This window comes from Rhizobium sp. YTUHZ045 (genome assembly GCF_051124255.1).
Classification (GTDB): Bacteria; Pseudomonadota; Alphaproteobacteria; order Rhizobiales; family Rhizobiaceae; genus Rhizobium.
The window spans coordinates 2418286-2434576 of the sequence record NZ_CP101432.1 but is presented as its reverse complement, the minus strand read 5'-3'; the positions used below and the strand labels follow the sequence as shown (position 1 = coordinate 2434576).

The 16291-nt window shown below is 58.4% G+C and carries 16 protein-coding genes; 2 read left to right on the top strand and 14 right to left on the bottom strand.

From position 1 onward, the window contains the following. Positions 1-91: 91 nt before the first annotated feature. From NMA58_RS12360 to NMA58_RS12300, 13 genes are all read right to left on the bottom strand, one after another. Positions 92-1030: a sialate O-acetylesterase gene (locus NMA58_RS12360; protein ID WP_430958459.1), complete on the bottom strand. Its 939-nt coding sequence runs from the start codon at positions 1028-1030 to the stop codon at positions 92-94. Positions 1031-1500: 470 nt separating this feature from the next. Next, positions 1501-1839, bottom strand: coding sequence for a slr1659 superfamily regulator (locus tag NMA58_RS12355; RefSeq protein ID WP_085778607.1), 339 nt, complete (start codon positions 1837-1839; stop codon positions 1501-1503). Positions 1840-1846: 7 nt separating this feature from the next. After that, entirely contained in the window at positions 1847-2407 is a 561-nt protein-coding gene (locus NMA58_RS12350; RefSeq protein WP_085778606.1) for a slr1658 superfamily regulator, read from the bottom strand. 3 nt (positions 2408-2410) lie between these two features. Beyond that, positions 2411-4771 (bottom strand): SpoIIE family protein phosphatase, encoded by a 2361-nt coding sequence (locus NMA58_RS12345; protein WP_434710268.1) that lies wholly within the window; start codon positions 4769-4771, stop codon positions 2411-2413. Next, entirely contained in the window at positions 4768-5940 is a 1173-nt protein-coding gene (locus NMA58_RS12340) for a methyltransferase domain-containing protein (protein ID WP_434710266.1), read from the bottom strand. Before NMA58_RS12340 ends, NMA58_RS12345 begins: the two co-directional genes overlap by 4 nt. Continuing rightward, positions 5937-6443 carry a hypothetical protein gene (locus NMA58_RS12335; protein ID WP_097598100.1) on the bottom strand — a complete coding sequence of 169 codons (507 nt, stop codon included), beginning with the start codon at positions 6441-6443 and terminating at the stop codon, positions 5937-5939. The genes NMA58_RS12340 and NMA58_RS12335 overlap by 4 nt, the downstream gene beginning before the upstream one ends. A 73-nt stretch (positions 6444-6516) precedes the next feature. Further along, positions 6517-8166: a putative bifunctional diguanylate cyclase/phosphodiesterase gene (locus NMA58_RS12330; RefSeq protein WP_097598101.1), complete on the bottom strand. Its 1650-nt coding sequence runs from the start codon at positions 8164-8166 to the stop codon at positions 6517-6519. Between the two features lie 241 nt (positions 8167-8407). Then, the gene (locus NMA58_RS12325; RefSeq protein ID WP_434710264.1) at positions 8408-9241 is read right to left on the bottom strand and encodes a sugar phosphate isomerase/epimerase family protein; all 834 of its coding nucleotides are present in this window, start codon (positions 9239-9241) and stop codon (positions 8408-8410) included. Beyond that, positions 9238-10443: an NAD(P)/FAD-dependent oxidoreductase gene (locus NMA58_RS12320; protein WP_434710262.1), complete on the bottom strand. Its 1206-nt coding sequence runs from the start codon at positions 10441-10443 to the stop codon at positions 9238-9240. The genes NMA58_RS12325 and NMA58_RS12320 overlap by 4 nt, the downstream gene beginning before the upstream one ends. Before the next feature lie 61 nt (positions 10444-10504). After that, the gene (locus NMA58_RS12315; protein WP_434710260.1) at positions 10505-11449 is read right to left on the bottom strand and encodes a substrate-binding domain-containing protein; all 945 of its coding nucleotides are present in this window, start codon (positions 11447-11449) and stop codon (positions 10505-10507) included. Positions 11450-11522: 73 nt separating this feature from the next. Further along, positions 11523-11834, bottom strand: a complete 312-nt coding sequence (locus NMA58_RS12310; protein ID WP_097598103.1) for a MocE family 2Fe-2S type ferredoxin — start codon at positions 11832-11834, stop codon at positions 11523-11525. After that, positions 11831-12865, bottom strand: coding sequence for a sterol desaturase family protein (locus NMA58_RS12305; protein ID WP_434710258.1), 1035 nt, complete (start codon positions 12863-12865; stop codon positions 11831-11833). Before NMA58_RS12305 ends, NMA58_RS12310 begins: the two co-directional genes overlap by 4 nt. A 169-nt stretch (positions 12866-13034) precedes the next feature. Continuing rightward, a complete protein-coding gene (locus NMA58_RS12300; protein ID WP_434710256.1) occupies positions 13035-14036 on the bottom strand; it encodes a LacI family DNA-binding transcriptional regulator in 1002 nt (333 codons plus the stop codon). Between the two features lie 212 nt (positions 14037-14248). Between NMA58_RS12300 and NMA58_RS12295 the strand changes: the two genes are divergently transcribed. Both NMA58_RS12295 and NMA58_RS12290 read left to right on the top strand, forming a co-directional pair. Further along, the gene (locus NMA58_RS12295; protein ID WP_097598105.1) at positions 14249-14941 is read left to right on the top strand and encodes a type 1 glutamine amidotransferase domain-containing protein; all 693 of its coding nucleotides are present in this window, start codon (positions 14249-14251) and stop codon (positions 14939-14941) included. A gap of 143 nt (positions 14942-15084) precedes the next feature. Then, the gene (locus NMA58_RS12290; protein WP_434710254.1) at positions 15085-15528 is read left to right on the top strand and encodes an SRPBCC family protein; all 444 of its coding nucleotides are present in this window, start codon (positions 15085-15087) and stop codon (positions 15526-15528) included. Positions 15529-15674: 146 nt separating this feature from the next. Here the strand turns inward: NMA58_RS12290 and NMA58_RS12285 are convergent, their stop codons facing one another. Beyond that, a complete protein-coding gene (locus tag NMA58_RS12285; protein ID WP_434710252.1) occupies positions 15675-15998 on the bottom strand; it encodes a hypothetical protein in 324 nt (107 codons plus the stop codon). Between the last annotated feature and the right edge of the window lie 293 nt (positions 15999-16291).

The following is a 16291-nucleotide window of genomic DNA, read 5'->3' as shown; positions in this document are numbered from 1 at the left end:
CGGCTATGGTCCCAGAAGAAGCATACGAGACTCGGCCTGCGGGCGGCCATGGTCGAAGCTCACGAAGGCGCGAGAACCGGTTCAGGGAAGACTATCGCGAGCTTTCCAGGTGGCTCTCGCCACGCAGAAGGTTCAGCCAGGCCTGCGACACTTTCTCAGCGCCTGACTCCCCGATATGGCAATCGTCGTAGCGGTCATCTCCATCGAGTAACGCGTCAGAATTGACGCCTTCTCGGATACCGTGGCCACTTCTTGATAGGGCCAGTTGCGCCCGTACGATCGCATTGTCGGGAATGTGCTCCTTGAAGCCGCCGTTGCTCGGTTCCAGGCATTTCGATGCGATCGAAATGTAAACGGGTGCTTCGACGCCGTGCTGACGCAATGTGTCGACCATCGACATGAAATGTTTCTCATACGTCTCCGCAGTGGTGCCCATAACGAGGTCTGCCTCTCCTTGCACCCAGAGGACGCTCGTTATCCGATAACCGGAATCCTGAAGCTGTTTCATTGTGTCGACAAGCATAGGATTGAGGTCGCCGCCTGTCGCCCATCGTGCGACCTCTGATCCGCCATATGCGAGAGGTGCGAGGATGACATTGTCGTTTTGTCCCGATGCGATCAATTTGTTCCCAAGAAGCGTCCAGTACTCTCCCTTGGTATTGGTCGAGCCAAGAAGCGGCGACGCCGCGATGAAGCACCGTTTGTCAAAGGCGTTTACAACGCGAGCGCCATAATCCGATCGGTGCCGTTGTCCACCGTAGTTGGCCGCGTTCGATTGGCCAAGAATGAGTAGGACAGCAGTTCGATCAGTTTGAGTCGGGCAGGTCACAGCGGTTTTTGATTCATCGGCAATGAGTCGTTCCTTATCGTCGAAAGTATAACGGCTTGGAGCTGCCGCCTGCTCTCCGGTTACCATTTTCTTCGCCGCGGAAAGTTGCGGCCAAGGAAAGATCTCATGTCTCGCGCTCGTGCCGCCGAGAAGGTACATGGCAATCAGGGCTGCCAGGCCGACTGCTACTGTTTTACGCATGTTGTTACCTTTAAAACATCATTCGGACTATTCGAAGCTAGTCCAGCCACGAAAGTTCCTTTACACCTGCCACATCTGCTTGCTCGGGCATGCTCTTTGCAAAAAGAGTTCTTCGCGAAATCCGAGCCCGATCGTCGACTAGTCGCGTGGCGTCGCCAAAAACCTGCTCTAAACTATAGATCGCACCAGTGATTACAATCATCCGGATGGGTGAGAAATCGTGCTCCGCAGCATCAGCTTCATGGAGAAAATTCCCGTTGCTCGTCCACTGAAAGACGATCACAGATTGTGCAACGAGGACAACGCGGGAGCAGAGCACCGGCTATTCGTCGCGGCGAACCGGTGGGGTCGGCGCTGGAAGGTCGATCTGGTGGGGGCATCACCGCGGTCGTTGGCAATATTGCGCGCGACTGCATCTCCCGCGGGTTAACCCGCGACAGGAATGAAGAAGGAGAGTTGTTTGCCGCAAATCACGCCAGGCGCAAATCGAGCAGCGGGTGCAGCTTCTTAAGATTCGGCAGGGATTTTGCCTGCCACGGATGTTGATTGGTGCCTTTGACGATGAGCAGCAGGTCGTCCATCTTTCTGGCTTCGATGGTCAGCTTCGCCAGGAGGTTGATGCCCGAGGAGTTCAGGAATTCGAGGCCCGTCAGGTTGAACGTTACCTGTTTGTGCCCCTCACGGAGAAGGCCTGTTATCAATGAATAGATCGGCGCATAGGCGTCCGGTCCTGCCAGACGGAAGACGCCATCGAAATACACCTCGTTTTTTTCCGCCCATACGCGGAAGCTTTCGTCACTGATTTCCATTCTTCGCTCACCGATTGGAGGAGGGTGGCATCGCCACAGCTGCAGTCGTCGTCAGTATGATATGCTCGTCATTATTCTCTTCGAATGTCCATGCCATTCTCGCATCGTAATCGCTCAAAAGGGTTAGTAGGCCCAAACCGGAACCACTTTCCGGCGATATGGCATTGGTTTCGATTTGCTCAAGAAGAAGTGCGCCGGGTTCCTTCGATTGAAGGCGCTGCAGGAGCTGCTGGAAGCGAGACGATGTCGCGCCGTCGATTGCATTCTTGACCCTGAACAGAAAGCTTCCATCGATTATGTCGGCTTCGATAAGGATCTCGCCAGGCTGTCGAAATTTGACGGCATTTTCGATCAGCTCGTTGCTGAGGTATCCGATATCATGATGCGCCTGCAGGTAATCTTTCCTCGACCGGGAATAGGGCAGCGCCATGATCTCCGCTATGAAGTCCGAAGTCATTCCTGAATGCTTCCATCCAAGCTGAAGCGGCCCATCACTCAATGTCAGGCGAGCGCCAGAATCCAGGCTGATCTCCGCCAAAGATTCGATGCCGTATATTTTAGGCGCCATGTCTCACCTATGCCGTACTGCGAGAAGCGTGATGTCGTCGTAGATCTTCTGCGATCCGATGAAGTGCATCAGTGTCGTGACAATTCCGGAAACGACCTTCTCGGCGCTCTGACCCTTCAAGCGAAGCGCTTCGCTGCAGAGACGTTCGATGCCAAACATTTCCCCCGCGCCGTTCGCTGCTTCCGTTACGCCGTCGGTATGCAGGAGGATGAGGTCGCCTTTCTCGAACGTTATTTCACGAGTTTTAATGAATGCAGAAATATCGGCGTCCAAGCCAATCGGTATGCCGAGATCCATGGTGTCGACGCGTTGGATCTCGCCGTTCGCCCGCACGATGACAACTTCCTCGTGCTGCCCGGACAAGATCATCTCCTTGCCGTCATAGTCGAGAAAGGCCAGGGTAAGATGCTTGTCTATTCTCGTCCTTACTATGTTCTTGAACAGGGCGCTGTTTAGATCCGCCAGAAATTTGACGGCGTCGGTGTTCCCCGCCTCCTGAAGGGCGCGGGCGACAGACTGGACCATCAGCATCAACACGCCGCTTTCGAGCCCGTGACCGGTGACGTCGCCGATCCCGATCTTCAACCGCTTTCCGTTCTTCAAGACGTCGTAATAGTCGCCGCCGACTTCTTCCGCAGGTCTCATATAGGCTGCGATCTCGATGTCCTGAAATTCCTCCAGCTCCTGTTGCAACGGAAGAACCATGAGCTGGATTCTTTCAGCGACGGCCACCTCTGTTCCGAGACGGCGATTTTCTCGCTGGAGCTGTGCATTCAACGCCGAGATCTCTTCCTTCTGATCTGCGATCTGGGCCGTTCGTTCTTCGACGAGTTGCTCGAGATTTTCGGTGTGATAGCTGATCTGTTCGGCCATCCGATTGAATGCTTCACCGGCAGCACCGACCTCATCCTTGCTTGTTATCGCCACTCTGACCGAATAGTCCTGCGCCTGAATCCGCTTGGCGGCCCCCGCAAGTGCGCTGATCCCGCTCGTTATGCGTTTCGAAGCCGCAAACACAGCGATCGTCACAATCAGCAGCGACATCAAGATCGCCAGGATCTGATAGATCACGATCCGGTTGGTGGCCTCGGAAATTTTCGCCTGGGCGGCATAGAGCGAGGCATCGATTTCCCGTTCCGGCACAACCACTCCCAGCAACATCGCCTCCTGCCGAACCGGGCCGCTGGACCAGAGATTCGTCGCAGGCAGTTTCTTGACGATTACAATATAGGGGACCTCGTTACCGTCCCGCTGTAGCAGCAGATGTTGAATGCCCTGTTCCCGGTCGAGGGCCAGTTTCGCTATCGCAGGCTGGGCGCTTCCTTTCAAGGAACGCTCCAGCCCGGTCACGCCGGTTCCGCTCGCACCGCTCGCAGAACGCAGCCCGAGCGTCTGTTCGCCTGTTCCGTTGATCGCAACCACGTTTCCGTCGGACATGGCCAAGAAGCCGAAGCCGGACTGGGCCACTTTCACATTTTCAACCGTCTGGGCGAGTTGGTCGAGCGTGATATCGGCGCCGGCTGTCCCGGCGACGTCCTTGCGGTCGGCGGTCCAGAGCGGATGAAAGAAACTGACGATCAGCTTGCCGGTAATTGCATCCGTATAGGGAGCCGTCTGCGTGATATCGTCCGCGACGGGTCGCGTTTTCATGTCCTTGGCCCATCCCTGCCAGGACTCATACAGGCCGGGAAAAAAGAAGTTCCAGAAATCAGCTTCGTTATGCCCGGGATAAAGGCGGTCGAAGGTCTGAGCCTGATCGGTATAGGGCGCCGTCCTGAAGATCGGTCGTTCCCTCGGTCCGATGTAATACATCTGCAGCTTTGAAGCGCCGTGCTGTAGCAGGCTCGGCGCAACGAGATCGAGAACCGCGCTTGTCTCTATATCGCGCCTGATTTCGGGCTTCGGCTGATGGTCCTCACCGAGCAAGTAACCCCAGACGCTGACGACGGAAGCGGAGCCGGGGGCGTTTTGCGACCATTTCCCCTTCTCATCGTAAGACAGACTGACACTGTCCGGCGATGTGCGGGCGATTGCCGCGCCGACATCGGAATTGCGCACGGGATTGTCGATCTGCGCCTGCAGCACGCCTGCCAAGGTGTCGACGTCGTTGTGAACCTGCCGCAGGAGCAGGTTCACCTGGGCTGCGGTCGAATCGGCATAGGTGCGGATATATTCCTGGCTTGCGGCTTCGAGGCCCTGGCCGACTTCCAGCGTTGCGTCACGCGACAGCCTCTGAACATTCCAAAGCGCCAGGCCGCCGCTGACCAATAAGTCGAAGAGAACGGCTCCACCGACGACCAGGATGAATTTCGCCCGAAACGAGCTCAGTCCAACCGGTCTTTTCGATGATCCCATATCCATCATAGCGGCTTTCGACCAGAGGCTGCCCAGATCGGCCAGCCTGCGTAACCTTTAGGGTGAAGAGCGGCAAAGACGTGATCCTTGAATCCTTGCCGGAATCTGCGAATGAAATCCGGCGGGTCGCCGCGGCGCACCGCCATCTCGCCTGCATAGACATTTTCCCACGCTTCGATGATATCTGCGAAATCCTGGGGGTCGCCGTCAAGGTTCGTCACCATGAAGCAGTCGACCTTGATGTCCTCGAAGCCGGCGTTGAGGAGGAGATGGCGGCTTTTCGGGCCCATCTCGACATCCATGTCGAAGTGCCTGAACAATTTTGCCACTTCCTCGTAGGTCCATTTTATCGAGTCGGCATGCGGCTCCCCCAAACAATGCGAATTCTTTTCATTTGTGATGTAGACACGACCGCCGGGCTTGCAGATGCGATAAAGCTCCCGCAGGAGCATCTCGGGGCGGTCGAAAATCTGTAGCGAATGCCGGCAGGTTACAAAATCGAATTGATTGTCTCGAAGCAGCATCTGTGATGCATCGCCATAGGTGTACTCGATGCCGTCCATGCCGAACTCGGCGGCGACCTTGCGGGCATAGTCGAGACTGCGCACGGAGTGGTCCAGTGCGACAAGGCGCGTCGGGTTGAATTCCCGTTGAACCAGAGCCGCAAAATCACCAATGCCGCAACAGATATCGGCCATTACCTGACCGTTGCGCAGACCGTGGCGTGGTAAGAGTTCGCGTTCGTGCCTCCATGTCATTTTCGTCTGCGTGCGCAGAATGGGAATGAAGCTCTCGTCCTCGACAAAGCTTTGCCCGGGATAAAAGGCCGAATCATAGACTTCAACCGACAGGTTTGGTTGCGATGTCGTCAACGTTTCGAACAGCGAGGCAGACCACGCCATTACGCTCGACGTAATGATCTTAATCTGCCGTTCCGGCCTGGTTCGGCAGGCTGCCGCTACGACATCGGAGAGGGCGGCGAAGGCCGTCATATTGATGTGCGTCAGGCGTTTCACATTGAGGTAAACGATGCCGCTGTATCTTTCCAAACTTTGCCGCAACAGTTCGAGGGCATCGGCAATCTCGGCGGTGCTTTCGGGCCGCATCTTGCCGGACAACACGAGCTCCTGGTTTGTCGGATCAAACCGCACGGTGTAGGGCAGGGGAGGCAGGCTCATTGGAAATCCTCGGCCGAGGGGAAATCGGCAATGATTTCGATCCCGTCCTCGCCGTCTCTCTCGATGCGGATACCGGCGCCTAATATCGTCGCCAGGTTACTGAGCAAGGCCTCATTGGGTTTGGTAACCAGGTGACCGGAGCCGTTGTCGAGGCCAGGCTCTGTTTCGCTTGATCCTACCTTGGTGTGTTTGCGGCGGAATTCCTCATCACAAGGAAAGGCAATTCTCAGCCGGTTGAACGTCGCGTTGCGTGAGAGGCTGAAACGTATCTTTCCCCGTTCGTTTGTCGCGCGGAAGGCGAGCTCTATGAGCTCGTTTGCAGCGACCGAAAGAAAGTTGGAATAGCGAGCCGGATCGCTATGACCCTGGCCGAGGATATCGGAGAGATATTCGGTAATCTCGTCGCAAAACTGCCATTGAGATTTGAACATCGCAACGTTCATTTCCAGTGATACCATCGGCACAAATGCGTGGTCGTCGAAGCGGGATGCTTCCTCTTCCAATATATCCTCCGTTCGTCTGTCAGGAGCGTTGGATCTGCATGCAATGTAGAAGCACGGCGAAAAGTTTCGAGCACTATCGTCGGGCGCGGTTTTTGAATGCTTCTGCCCCTTTGATGAATTCGTCAATTGCCTCGACGGGAAGCGGTCTGCTCAGCAGGTAGCCCTGAAGCCGGTCGCAGCCCACGCTGTGCAGCCATTCCGCCTGACCCGGCATTTCAACTCCCTCGGCTGTCACCTGCATGTCGAGGTCATGTGCAAGGTTCACGATGCAGCGGACGATTGCCTGACTTTTCAGATCGGTTTCGAGATCAGTGATAAAGTATTTGTCGATCTTGATCGTGTCGAACGGAAATGTCTTGAGATAGCTCAGGGACGAATATTCCGTGCCGAAGTCGTCAAGCGAAATTCGTATGCCCAGCACATTGAGCGTGTTGAGCGTATCAATGTTGTTGACTGTCCGCTCGAGCAGTACGCTCTCGGTTATTTCGAGCTCCAGACGCTCGGGCGGCAGTCCGACTAGGTCCAGCGTCTGGGAAATCCGGTCGGTCAGGCCGCTTGTCAAGAATTCAGCCGCGGACACATTGACGGCGACGAGGTAGTTGTCCGGCCATTTCATCGCCTCGCGACATGACTGTTCCAACACCCACGCCCCAATATCCGGCATCATTCCGTCCGCCTCGGCCATTGGAATGAATACCGACGGTGGAATTTTTCCAAGCAGGGGGTGGTGCCATCTCAGCAACGCCTCGAAGCCGACAATGCAGCCGCCCTCGGCAATCGGCTGGTATTCGACATAGAATTGCTGTTGGTCGAGTGCCATGCGCAGACTGCGGCGAAGCAGTTCCCGCTGCTCCAGCAATTCTAGCATTGTTGGGTCATAGGCTTTTGCCCGACCACGCCCCTCTTTCTTGGCGGCGTAGAGTGCGAGGTCGGAAGCCTTCATCAGCTGTTCCGGACTCGTGCCGTCCGACGGAGCGGTGGATATGCCGATGCTGGTGCCGACAAAGAGTGCAATGCCGTCTATCGTGAAGGGTTTTTTGAACGCGGCAACCAGATCTTCGGCCAGGAGGTGCGCTTTGGCCGGATGTCCTCCGCCAAGGGAGATCACCGTGAATTCGTCGCCAGCCAATCGATAGGCCCTGTCATCGCTGGAGAGGCAGGCTTGGATACGCCTTGCAGCCGATTGAAGAAGCTGGTCGCCCGCCGCATGCCCGAGCGTGTCGTTTACGGGCTTGAAATCGTCGAGGTCGAGTTGCATCAATGAAAGAGTTTCGTTCGAGCTTGCAGTCTCCTGCAACAGCGCGCTCAGGTCCTCGCTGAACTGGCGCCGGTTCGGCAGTCCAGTCAGCGGATCATGTGTGGCGAGATGCAAAAGTGTTGCGCGCTCGTCGTCAACCTGTTCCTCGGATTGGAGCACGGCAAACAGATCACCGATCCGATAGATCGTCAGGTCATGTGATCCGCCGAGCGCGTCTGTTATTCGCAACGGCTGGGCGCTGTCACCCAGTGAACGGAAAGCCAGCATGACTGCTGATTTGTCCAGCTCCGGAAAATGCTCCCAGAAGGAGGCGGCTGGTTTTAAGGAGGTGGGCAGCGCATTGCCAAGCAAATTTTCAACGGGATTGAAATCGCGATCAAAGAACATAAGCCGGTCGACCGGGCCCCCCGAATCGATTGTCTCCGTTTTTTCGAGGGCCAAGCTGGCAGCAGGAATTTTCCGCATGTCGGAGGCTCTCCCTGATTGAATGTCCTACCAGATATTATAGCAACTTAACTGCCGCACAACTTTTGCACGTTAAGAAATACATTAGGCATTTCTGATTAACAATCCCCAACCTTTGCCAACGCACTCACCGCTGCGGACGCGCCTGCACTGATCTGACGGAGTCATTGGCCGCCACCTCAGAGTGGCGGCGGGGGTGACGAGAGAACGAATTGCCGCACGATTGTTCGTGCGCTGCGGCTCAGGCAATGGCAGCCCATAGTTCGCGCACCATCTGGCGCAGCGCCAGCGCCTCGGCCCATCTGTCCGTCGAGTCGTTGCCGTCCCTGGCGGTGATCGCATAGGGTTTGGGGCCCAATTCGCAGGTAAAGACCAGTTCGGCGTCATCGGCTGCGCGTGATCGCCAATGGCGAAAGCCGTAGTCCCACCACTGCAGGAAGAGATCGACCCAGGGCCGGTGATGCGCAAAGGAGATTTCGATCTGCACCTGTTCGCGTGAAGCGACGCGGCCGTGAAATGCATGGGCATTCTGCAGGATGCGCCTGATATGCGCGTGATTTTCCTCATCGACCGGAAAGGCGAATTCGCGCCCGACCAGGAAATGCGACAGATCGGCCAGCAACGGCAGATCGGGACGTCGATCGAGCAGATCGAGCGTGAAGAACAGGTCCGTCGTCATCCTGTCGCGATGGGTTTCGATGAATACCGGAATACCGGCATTTTCGGCGAGCCGCATCCAGCCATCGAGAATCGGCAGGCAATCCTCGATCCGGCGGGGGCGGATATCGGGCTGCAGGTTGATGTGGCTGACCGGAAAGGCCGCGGCAAGTTCCAGCGGCAGACGCAAATCCTCGATGCTGCGGGGAAAGCAGACCGCCTCGATCTTCAAGCCGGTGCCCCGAATGGCCTTGTTGAGGCGGATGACATCGTCGCGGTTGGTATAGTGCGCACTGATGCCATCGAAGCCCGCTTCGCAGATCGCAGCGATATTGTCGTCGAGGCTCGGCTCGAACCCATCGGTGTGCCGGCGCTCCATGGCCCAGAGTGACTGGAAGATCAGGAGCTTCTGCATCATGCGGCCCGCGCGCTTTTCAGAAGGGTCTTGAGGTTCACGCCCGGATCTGCCAATGCCGCAGGCTCGGGACTGATACAAGCGGCGATCAGCATTTCGGCCAGCTTGATATGCTTGGCCAGGCCGTTGCCGATGCCAAGACCCGCGGCGGCCACCAAACGCCCGTCATCGAGATAGAATTCGAGCTCTCCCTCCGGCGCCGATCGCCGGACGCTCTGATGCGCGGGCAGCGGCTGCCCCGCCACCTGGAGGCCGAGATCGTATTGGTCGGACCAGAACCAGGGAATGGCGGCGAAAGTCTCGGCGGCGCCGGCCATGTTCCGTGCTGCGGTCTCGGCCTGCGTTCTGGCATTGCGCCAGCTTTCATAGCGGATGTGTCCTCCGCCGGGTTGGGCCACCGCGGCGCAATCGCCTGCGGCAAATATGTTCGGCGCGCTGGTGCGAAGACATGCGTCCGTCAGAATTCCGTTTCCCGTGGCCAGCCCCGATGCTTCCGCCAAAGTGGTTTCAGGCTGGACCCCGATGGCGCTGACGACGAGGTCAGCAGGCAGGATGGTGCCATCGCTCAAGACGACACTGTCCTTGCCGATCTCCGCAACGCTCCGATCAAAGTGGAAGCGCACACCTTCGGCGGCATGTCGGGCATGCAGCTTGTCGGCAAAGCGGGCAGGGACGGCGCGGCCCAAAGGTTTCGGCGCGGCCTCGATCACATCGACCGTAACGTCCTTTGCGCGAAGGACGGATGCGAGTTCCATCCCGATCAGACCCGCGCCGATGATCGCGATGCGTCGGCCGGGCGCGACATTGGAGAAAATCGCTTCGGCGTCGGCGTGGGTGCGAAAATCGAGCGCACGTTCCGCGCCCGCGCATGCAAGCCGCCTCGGCCGTGCGCCGGTGGTCAGCAGCAGCTTTTCGTAACCCAATAGCTGACCGTCGCTCAAGCTTACGGTCGCGGCGGCGGGATCCAGCTTGGAGACCGAGCAGCCCTTGAGATAGGTGATGCCGGCCGCCTCCAGCGCTTCTTTCGGGCAGATCAGTTTCATCCGCACCATGCCATCGGGAGTTTTCGACAGAGGTGGCCGTTCATAAGGCAGATGAGGCTCGGCTCCGACCAGCGTGACGGCTCCGGAATAACCCGCCTCGCGCAGGGTGAAGGCCGCCCGGGTTCCGGACTCGCCTGCACCGATGATGACGATACCGTCCATTGCATTCTCCAGTAGAATGAGCAGCCGGCGTTCGTGAGGATGAGACGCCGGCCGGGGAGGATCAGTTCTTCTTGGCGTATTCCGTCATGTTCTTGGGTGTGACCAGTTCGAACGGCACCCAGACCTCCTTGTCCACATTGTTGCCGTGGGCCAAGGCGACGGCTGCGTCGACGGCGCTTGCCGCCTGCTGGTTGGCGTTCTGGAAGACCGTCACGTCAAGATCGCCGGCGGCCATTGCGGCCAAAGCATCCTGTGTCGCATCGATGCCGACGACAATGACGTCATCCATCGATACGCCGGATGCCTTGAGCGCCTGAATGGCGCCAAGCGCCATCTCGTCATTGTTGGCGAAGATCGCGTCGATCGGACGGCCCGCCGTGAGCCAGTTGGTGGTTAGATCCATGGCGTTCGTGCGAGTCCAGGCCGCGGATTGCTCGTCGGCAATGGTGACGCCCTTGCAGTCGCCAGCAGCCAGCGTCGCTTTGACCGATGAGGTACGATCGCGCGATGCTTGATGCGCCAGATCGCCCATCAAGATGTAAGCCTGGGCGTCATTTGCCTTGCCTTTCTTCTTCAGCAGTTCACAGGCGGCTTCGGCCCCCAGCCTGCCGGAGTCGGTTTCCTTCGAACCGACATAGGCCTGTTTTTCCGGCAGCTTGTCGATATTCTCAGGTTCGAGATTGAGATAGACGAGCGGGATTCCGGCCTTTCGGGCAGCCTCGCTGATGCCGGTTGCGGCTGAGGTATCGGCCAGCGTCACGATGATCGCATCCACTCCCGATGCGATGAAGTTGTCCACCTGACTACGCTGTTTGGAAACGTCGGTCTGCGCATCCTCGATCTGAAGCTTAACGCCGTTCAGCTTTGACGCTCTTGCCTGCAATCCCTCGCGCAGCAGTGTCTGAAAATTGTTGTCGAAGCTCTGCATCGACACACCGATCGTCTCGGCGGTGGCGGTGCCCGCCATCAAGGCGGCCAAAACGGCCGCCATACAGATTGATTTCATGTCATCCTCCCTATTGGTGCCGGACCACCCGCTTTCCTCCCGGAGGCCCGACGGGCCTGTTCGATTGGCGGGTCTAACCGAGGGCCACGCGCACCTCTCCGTCGACGACCTCCGCCGGATAGGTCTTCAGGTTCTCGCAGGCCGGCAGCCTCAGCGCTTCACCGGTGCGGTAATCGAAAGCGCCGGAATGCTTCGGACATTCCACCTCGAAATCCATGACCAGTCCGTCGGCGAGGTGGATCGCCTCGTGTGTGCAGAGCCCGGCCGTGCAGTAGACGCTGTCATCCGGGCCCCGGTAAATCGCGTAGGTGCGTCCGCCATGATCGAAACGGATGGCGCCTTCCTGTTCGATGTCGTCAAGTCTGCCAGCTGAAACCCAGGTCATTCGGCGGCTCCTTCGGCTTCCAGGCGGGTCTTGCGGGCTGCGAGCTTTTCCTTTCGCCTGCGGTAGCGTTCCTGCATCTGCGCTTCGCCTTCGGGGGAGCCGTCGTGCCAGGTGCCGAACCACTTATCGAGCGGGATCAGGGCATCGCCGTAATTCACCTCGAAATATTTGTGGTGGAGGTAATGCGCATAGGCGTGACTATCGACCAGCCTCTCCTTGCCGACCTCGACCTTGTCGAAGCCGACATGGCCGGGAATTGCCCCGAAGCCGGCATAGTGCAACTGATAGAGCATGATGACCGGGTTGGAGGGCAGGATCAGGTGGTAAAACGCCGTTCCCAGATAGAGCAGATGCTCGACCGGATGCATCGACAGCGATGACCAGGGCGAAGGGTTGACCGAATTGTGGTGGACCGAATGCACCCATTTATAGAGAAAGGGTGTGTGGATGAGCCTGTGAATGCAGAAGAAGTGGAACTCGTGAATGATCGGAACCACGAGCGCGACGAGCGCGAGCGTCCATGGATTTTCCGCGAAGCCGAGCCAGGGTGCATAGCCGTTGGCATAGGCCCAGAGCATACCAGCCTCGATGGCGGTCCAGATCACGACGCCAGACAGGAAGGTGCGCAGAATATTGTCGAGGTTCTGGCTTTGGAACCAAAAGGCGCTGTTTTTCTGTTCGGCGGGGAACTTGCCATTGTACTTGAAGCGGTTTTCCTGGCGCTTCAGAACATAGAGATGCAGTTCGAAGGCGCCATAGAACAGGAATACGCAGATCGCATTCACGGCGTATAGCCAGGCGATCCAGCCGAGGCTCAGCGTCTGCATCGTGGCGACCGGGGGGATGATCCAAGCCCAATAGGCGAGCGCAGACACCGCAAAAATCAGGTTCCAAGGAAGGAAGTAGTGCGGTAGCCATTTCAGGATAGCCGTCAGTTGCGGGGGGAAGACGAAAAGCGGCGCGGTTTCGACCGGCTGGTTCGGCGCCCAATCGCCGCGCTTGTTACGCTTGCCGAAGTTCAGATCATCCATTGGCTTCTCCTCCGGGCGCCTGATGTCTCCGCACCCGCACATATTCTTGGTAAAGGAGAGCGCCCCGCGCGCCTTGATCCGATGCGGCTCCTTGCGCACCGGAACTTCTCCTGACGCGAAAGTAGCAGGGGGCATTTCGAACGGCGAAGGCTTCCTTGATCTAATTAGATCAAAGCCCTTCCTTGGTGATGGTGATGAAGTGGATCGGGCTCCGGTCCGGCTCGATCTCGGTCAAGCCGATGCGGCGCAGGATGTGGTCGAGCGCGCGTCGCGCCTGAGCTTCCGGCGCCTGGTCAAGTACCACATCCATGATGCCGTCCTTCAGGGCCGCGCGGGTATAGTCCGTCAATTCATGTCCAACGAAGAAGACGTTGCCGCCGCGCGGATGGCGGCGAAGCACTTCGATCAGGGCGGAATTGGCGCCGCCGGCATTGTAGAGGCCGGCAAGCCCGGGATACATCTCCAGGGCCGACCATAAGAGATCGGCGCTGGCGCGCTCTTCATCGCCACCGAATCCCAGCCATCCGAAATCGGAGGCGCCGGGATGATCGCGAAAATAGTCCGAAAAACCGCGGATCCGATCGCGATGCACCTGATAGATCGGATGGCAGATCGCAACGATAGGGCCGCTTCGAAGGGCCATTCGGCTGATATAGAGCGCAGCCGTCCGGCCGGCGGCATTGTTGTCGATGCCGACGAACTCCCCGACGCGTTCGGAAGCGCGGGTGACGACATGGACCACCGGCAGGCCTTGCGAATTCACCTTTTCCACCGCGGCGCTGATCAAGGGGCTGCTCGGCACGGCAAGGATCAAGCCGGCACGGGAAAGGTCGGTGGAGAGAATGCGGCGCGCAATCGCCTCCGGATTCATTTCGTCGGTGAAACTGCGATGCACGACGACCAAGGGATCAAGGGTTGCCGCAATCCTTTCGAAGGCGTGGGAAAGACGACGATAGAAGCTCGTTTCCGGACGAACCATCAGCACTTCTATCCGGAGCAGGCCGCGATGGGTGTCGGGAAGCTTGCGCGGGTAGTCCAGGTGACGCGCCGCGGATATTACCTTCTCGACCAGTTCCGGCCGAACGCCCCCGCGTCCGTTCAGGACCCGCTCGACCGTGGCCGTTCCAACGCCGGCGTGGCGGGCGATATCCCGATAATTCGGCTTGCTCACTTCCAAGTCCTTCGGATGCTAACGCGATGTGGTTGATCCTATGGGCAATCTGTCGTTCTTCATACACCTGAGCCCCAAGACTCACAGAGCTTGTAACGCGGGTGCAGCCGATCTATGGTTCTGCTGGTTCAGCATGAGATTGCAGGCAGTCATTCACCGTTAAACCGGACGCGGGAGATTTTGTCCGCCGGCCGGGTCGAAGGAGCTTAGCAATGAAAATTCTCATGGTTCTCACATCGCATGATCAACTGGGAAATACCGGCAAGAAAACCGGCTTTTGGCTTGAGGAGCTCGCGGCCCCTTACTTCGTCTTCCGTGACGCTGGGGCCGAGGTCGTGCTTGCGTCGCCGAAAGGAGGCCAGCCTCCGCTCGATCCGAAAAGCAATGAGCCGGCGTTTCAGACGGACGACACGAGGCGATTTGAAAAGGACCCGGCCGCGACGGCTGCGCTTGCCAATACGTTGAGGCTGTCCGACATCGACCAGGCCGATTATGACACGGTGTTCTTCCCTGGTGGCCATGGCCCGCTTTGGGACCTGACGAACGACCGCAATGCGCACGCGCTGATCGAGGAGACGCTTGCGGCGGGAAAGCCGCTGGCGCTCGTCTGCCACGCACCGGGAATCCTGACCAATGTCAAGGCGCCAGACGGCGGGCCGATCGCGAAAGGGCGGACGGTGACCGGCTTTACCAATTCCGAGGAGGCCGCCGTGCAGCTCGTCGAGGTCGTGCCCTATCTGCTCGAAGACGTGTTGAGGGGGCAGGGGGCGAAGTTTTCCGCGACTGAGGACTGGGCCGTGCATGTCGTCCAGGACGGGCTGCTGATCACCGGACAGAACCCGGCATCGTCGAAGCAGGCCGCACGGCTGCTGCTCAACGCAGTGGGGGAGCAGGCGGCTGCATGACGCCAACGGGGAAGCGTATTAGCGGTGCGGTGCAGTTCGGACGCGAGTGATTTTTTCTTAAAGAAAATTTCGGCTCACTGTCGGATCGGCGAAGACTTGTCCGTCCTTAGCTCGTTCATTCCGTCCAGACAAGGATCACCACTATGCCAAGCACCATACGCCTGCACCGCGTTTTCGCCACGAGCCCGGAGAAGGTCTATCGCGCCTTCATCGAAGCAGATGCGCTCGCAAAATGGCTTCCGCCGAACGGCTTCCTCTGCACAGTGCATCACCTGGAGCCGACTGTCGGCGGCACCTTCAGAATGTCTTTCCGTAACTTCACCACTGGGAATAGCCACGCCTTCGGCGGCGAATTTCGTGAGCTCGTCCCGGGCGAACGCGTGCGTTATACGGACAAGTTCGACGACCCGAACCTGCCGGGCGAAATGGAAGTCATGGTGACGCTGAAGAAAGTCTCGGTCGGCACCGAGGTGGACATCACCCAGGCCGGCGTGCCCGACGTCATCCCGCCCGAAGCCTGCTACCTCGGCTGGCAGGAGTCGCTACGCAACCTTGCCCGGGTCGTCGAGCCTGACATCAACGAATGATGCAATTGCGCGACTTGAAGAGCGGCGCCGCGCAGCCGCTTGCCGCTTCTCCGCCCATCATTCCGCAGATATTCTGTGGAACGGGGGCGGAGAGGCGGAGCTTGCAGGGGCCGGGGGCGTGGTTCGGCCGCAGTCGGCCGAAGTTGCTAAGCGTGATCCGCGCTTGGCTTGAGCGAGCCGATCGTCTCGCGTGCGGGAAGCAGCGAAGACAGCCAGAGGGAATAGGTCAGGGATATACCCGTCGACCACAGGATCATCGGCAGTGTCATCACTTCGGAGATCAGTTTGGCCAGTTCCGGGGGATCGATCTCCCAGGAGAACAACGCGGCGGCCGGCTCCGGCTGACGGGTCTCCGTGCTTGCTTTCTGCATGTCTTCGAGCACGGACGCAGTGGCGGCTTGTTCGGCTGCTGACGGGTTCTGAACTGGAACGATGGCGGTTTTTCCATTATTTTCGGCTTCGCCGGACATTTGGAGCTCCTTGTTTGGCTTCGTTGTAGAAAGCCGATCCCCAGCTAGAAGTTTCATGACATGTCGATGAAATGATCGGCGTGGACTCAGCCGTGCTGACCTGATCGATCGAGGAAGAGTGGAAACGCTCTGAAGCTTGAGCCTGCGCTTCACCAACGCCTCGCACCGGCGTCACACCCCGTTACTCATTACGATCGACGTCTGCGATTTAAGCCTCGGCGATCGCCGTCGCGCGCGTGCCGCGCTGACAAGAGGCCTTCTCTCGTAGCGAATTCGAGGAGAAATTAACCGTC

Coding starts and splice junctions, on each gene's coding strand:
- NMA58_RS12310 (WP_097598103.1), bottom strand. CDS start 11,834: ATGACCTGGGTTTCAGCTGGCAGACTTGACGACATCGAACAGGAAGGC.
- NMA58_RS12345 (WP_434710268.1), bottom strand. CDS start 4,771: ATGATGGATATGGGATCATCGAAAAGACCGGTTGGACTGAGCTCGTTT.
- NMA58_RS12355 (WP_085778607.1), bottom strand. CDS start 1,839: ATGGAAATCAGTGACGAAAGCTTCCGCGTATGGGCGGAAAAAAACGAG.
- NMA58_RS12295 (WP_097598105.1), top strand. CDS start 14,249: ATGAAAATTCTCATGGTTCTCACATCGCATGATCAACTGGGAAATACC.
- NMA58_RS12360 (WP_430958459.1), bottom strand. CDS start 1,030: ATGCGTAAAACAGTAGCAGTCGGCCTGGCAGCCCTGATTGCCATGTAC.
- NMA58_RS12320 (WP_434710262.1), bottom strand. CDS start 10,443: ATGGACGGTATCGTCATCATCGGTGCAGGCGAGTCCGGAACCCGGGCG.
- NMA58_RS12350 (WP_085778606.1), bottom strand. CDS start 2,407: ATGGCGCCTAAAATATACGGCATCGAATCTTTGGCGGAGATCAGCCTG.
- NMA58_RS12315 (WP_434710260.1), bottom strand. CDS start 11,449: ATGAAATCAATCTGTATGGCGGCCGTTTTGGCCGCCTTGATGGCGGGC.
- NMA58_RS12290 (WP_434710254.1), top strand. CDS start 15,085: ATGCCAAGCACCATACGCCTGCACCGCGTTTTCGCCACGAGCCCGGAG.
- NMA58_RS12325 (WP_434710264.1), bottom strand. CDS start 9,241: ATGATGCAGAAGCTCCTGATCTTCCAGTCACTCTGGGCCATGGAGCGC.
- NMA58_RS12340 (WP_434710266.1), bottom strand. CDS start 5,940: ATGAGCCTGCCTCCCCTGCCCTACACCGTGCGGTTTGATCCGACAAAC.
- NMA58_RS12330 (WP_097598101.1), bottom strand. CDS start 8,166: ATGCGGAAAATTCCTGCTGCCAGCTTGGCCCTCGAAAAAACGGAGACA.
- NMA58_RS12285 (WP_434710252.1), bottom strand. CDS start 15,998: ATGTCCGGCGAAGCCGAAAATAATGGAAAAACCGCCATCGTTCCAGTT.
- NMA58_RS12305 (WP_434710258.1), bottom strand. CDS start 12,865: ATGGATGATCTGAACTTCGGCAAGCGTAACAAGCGCGGCGATTGGGCG.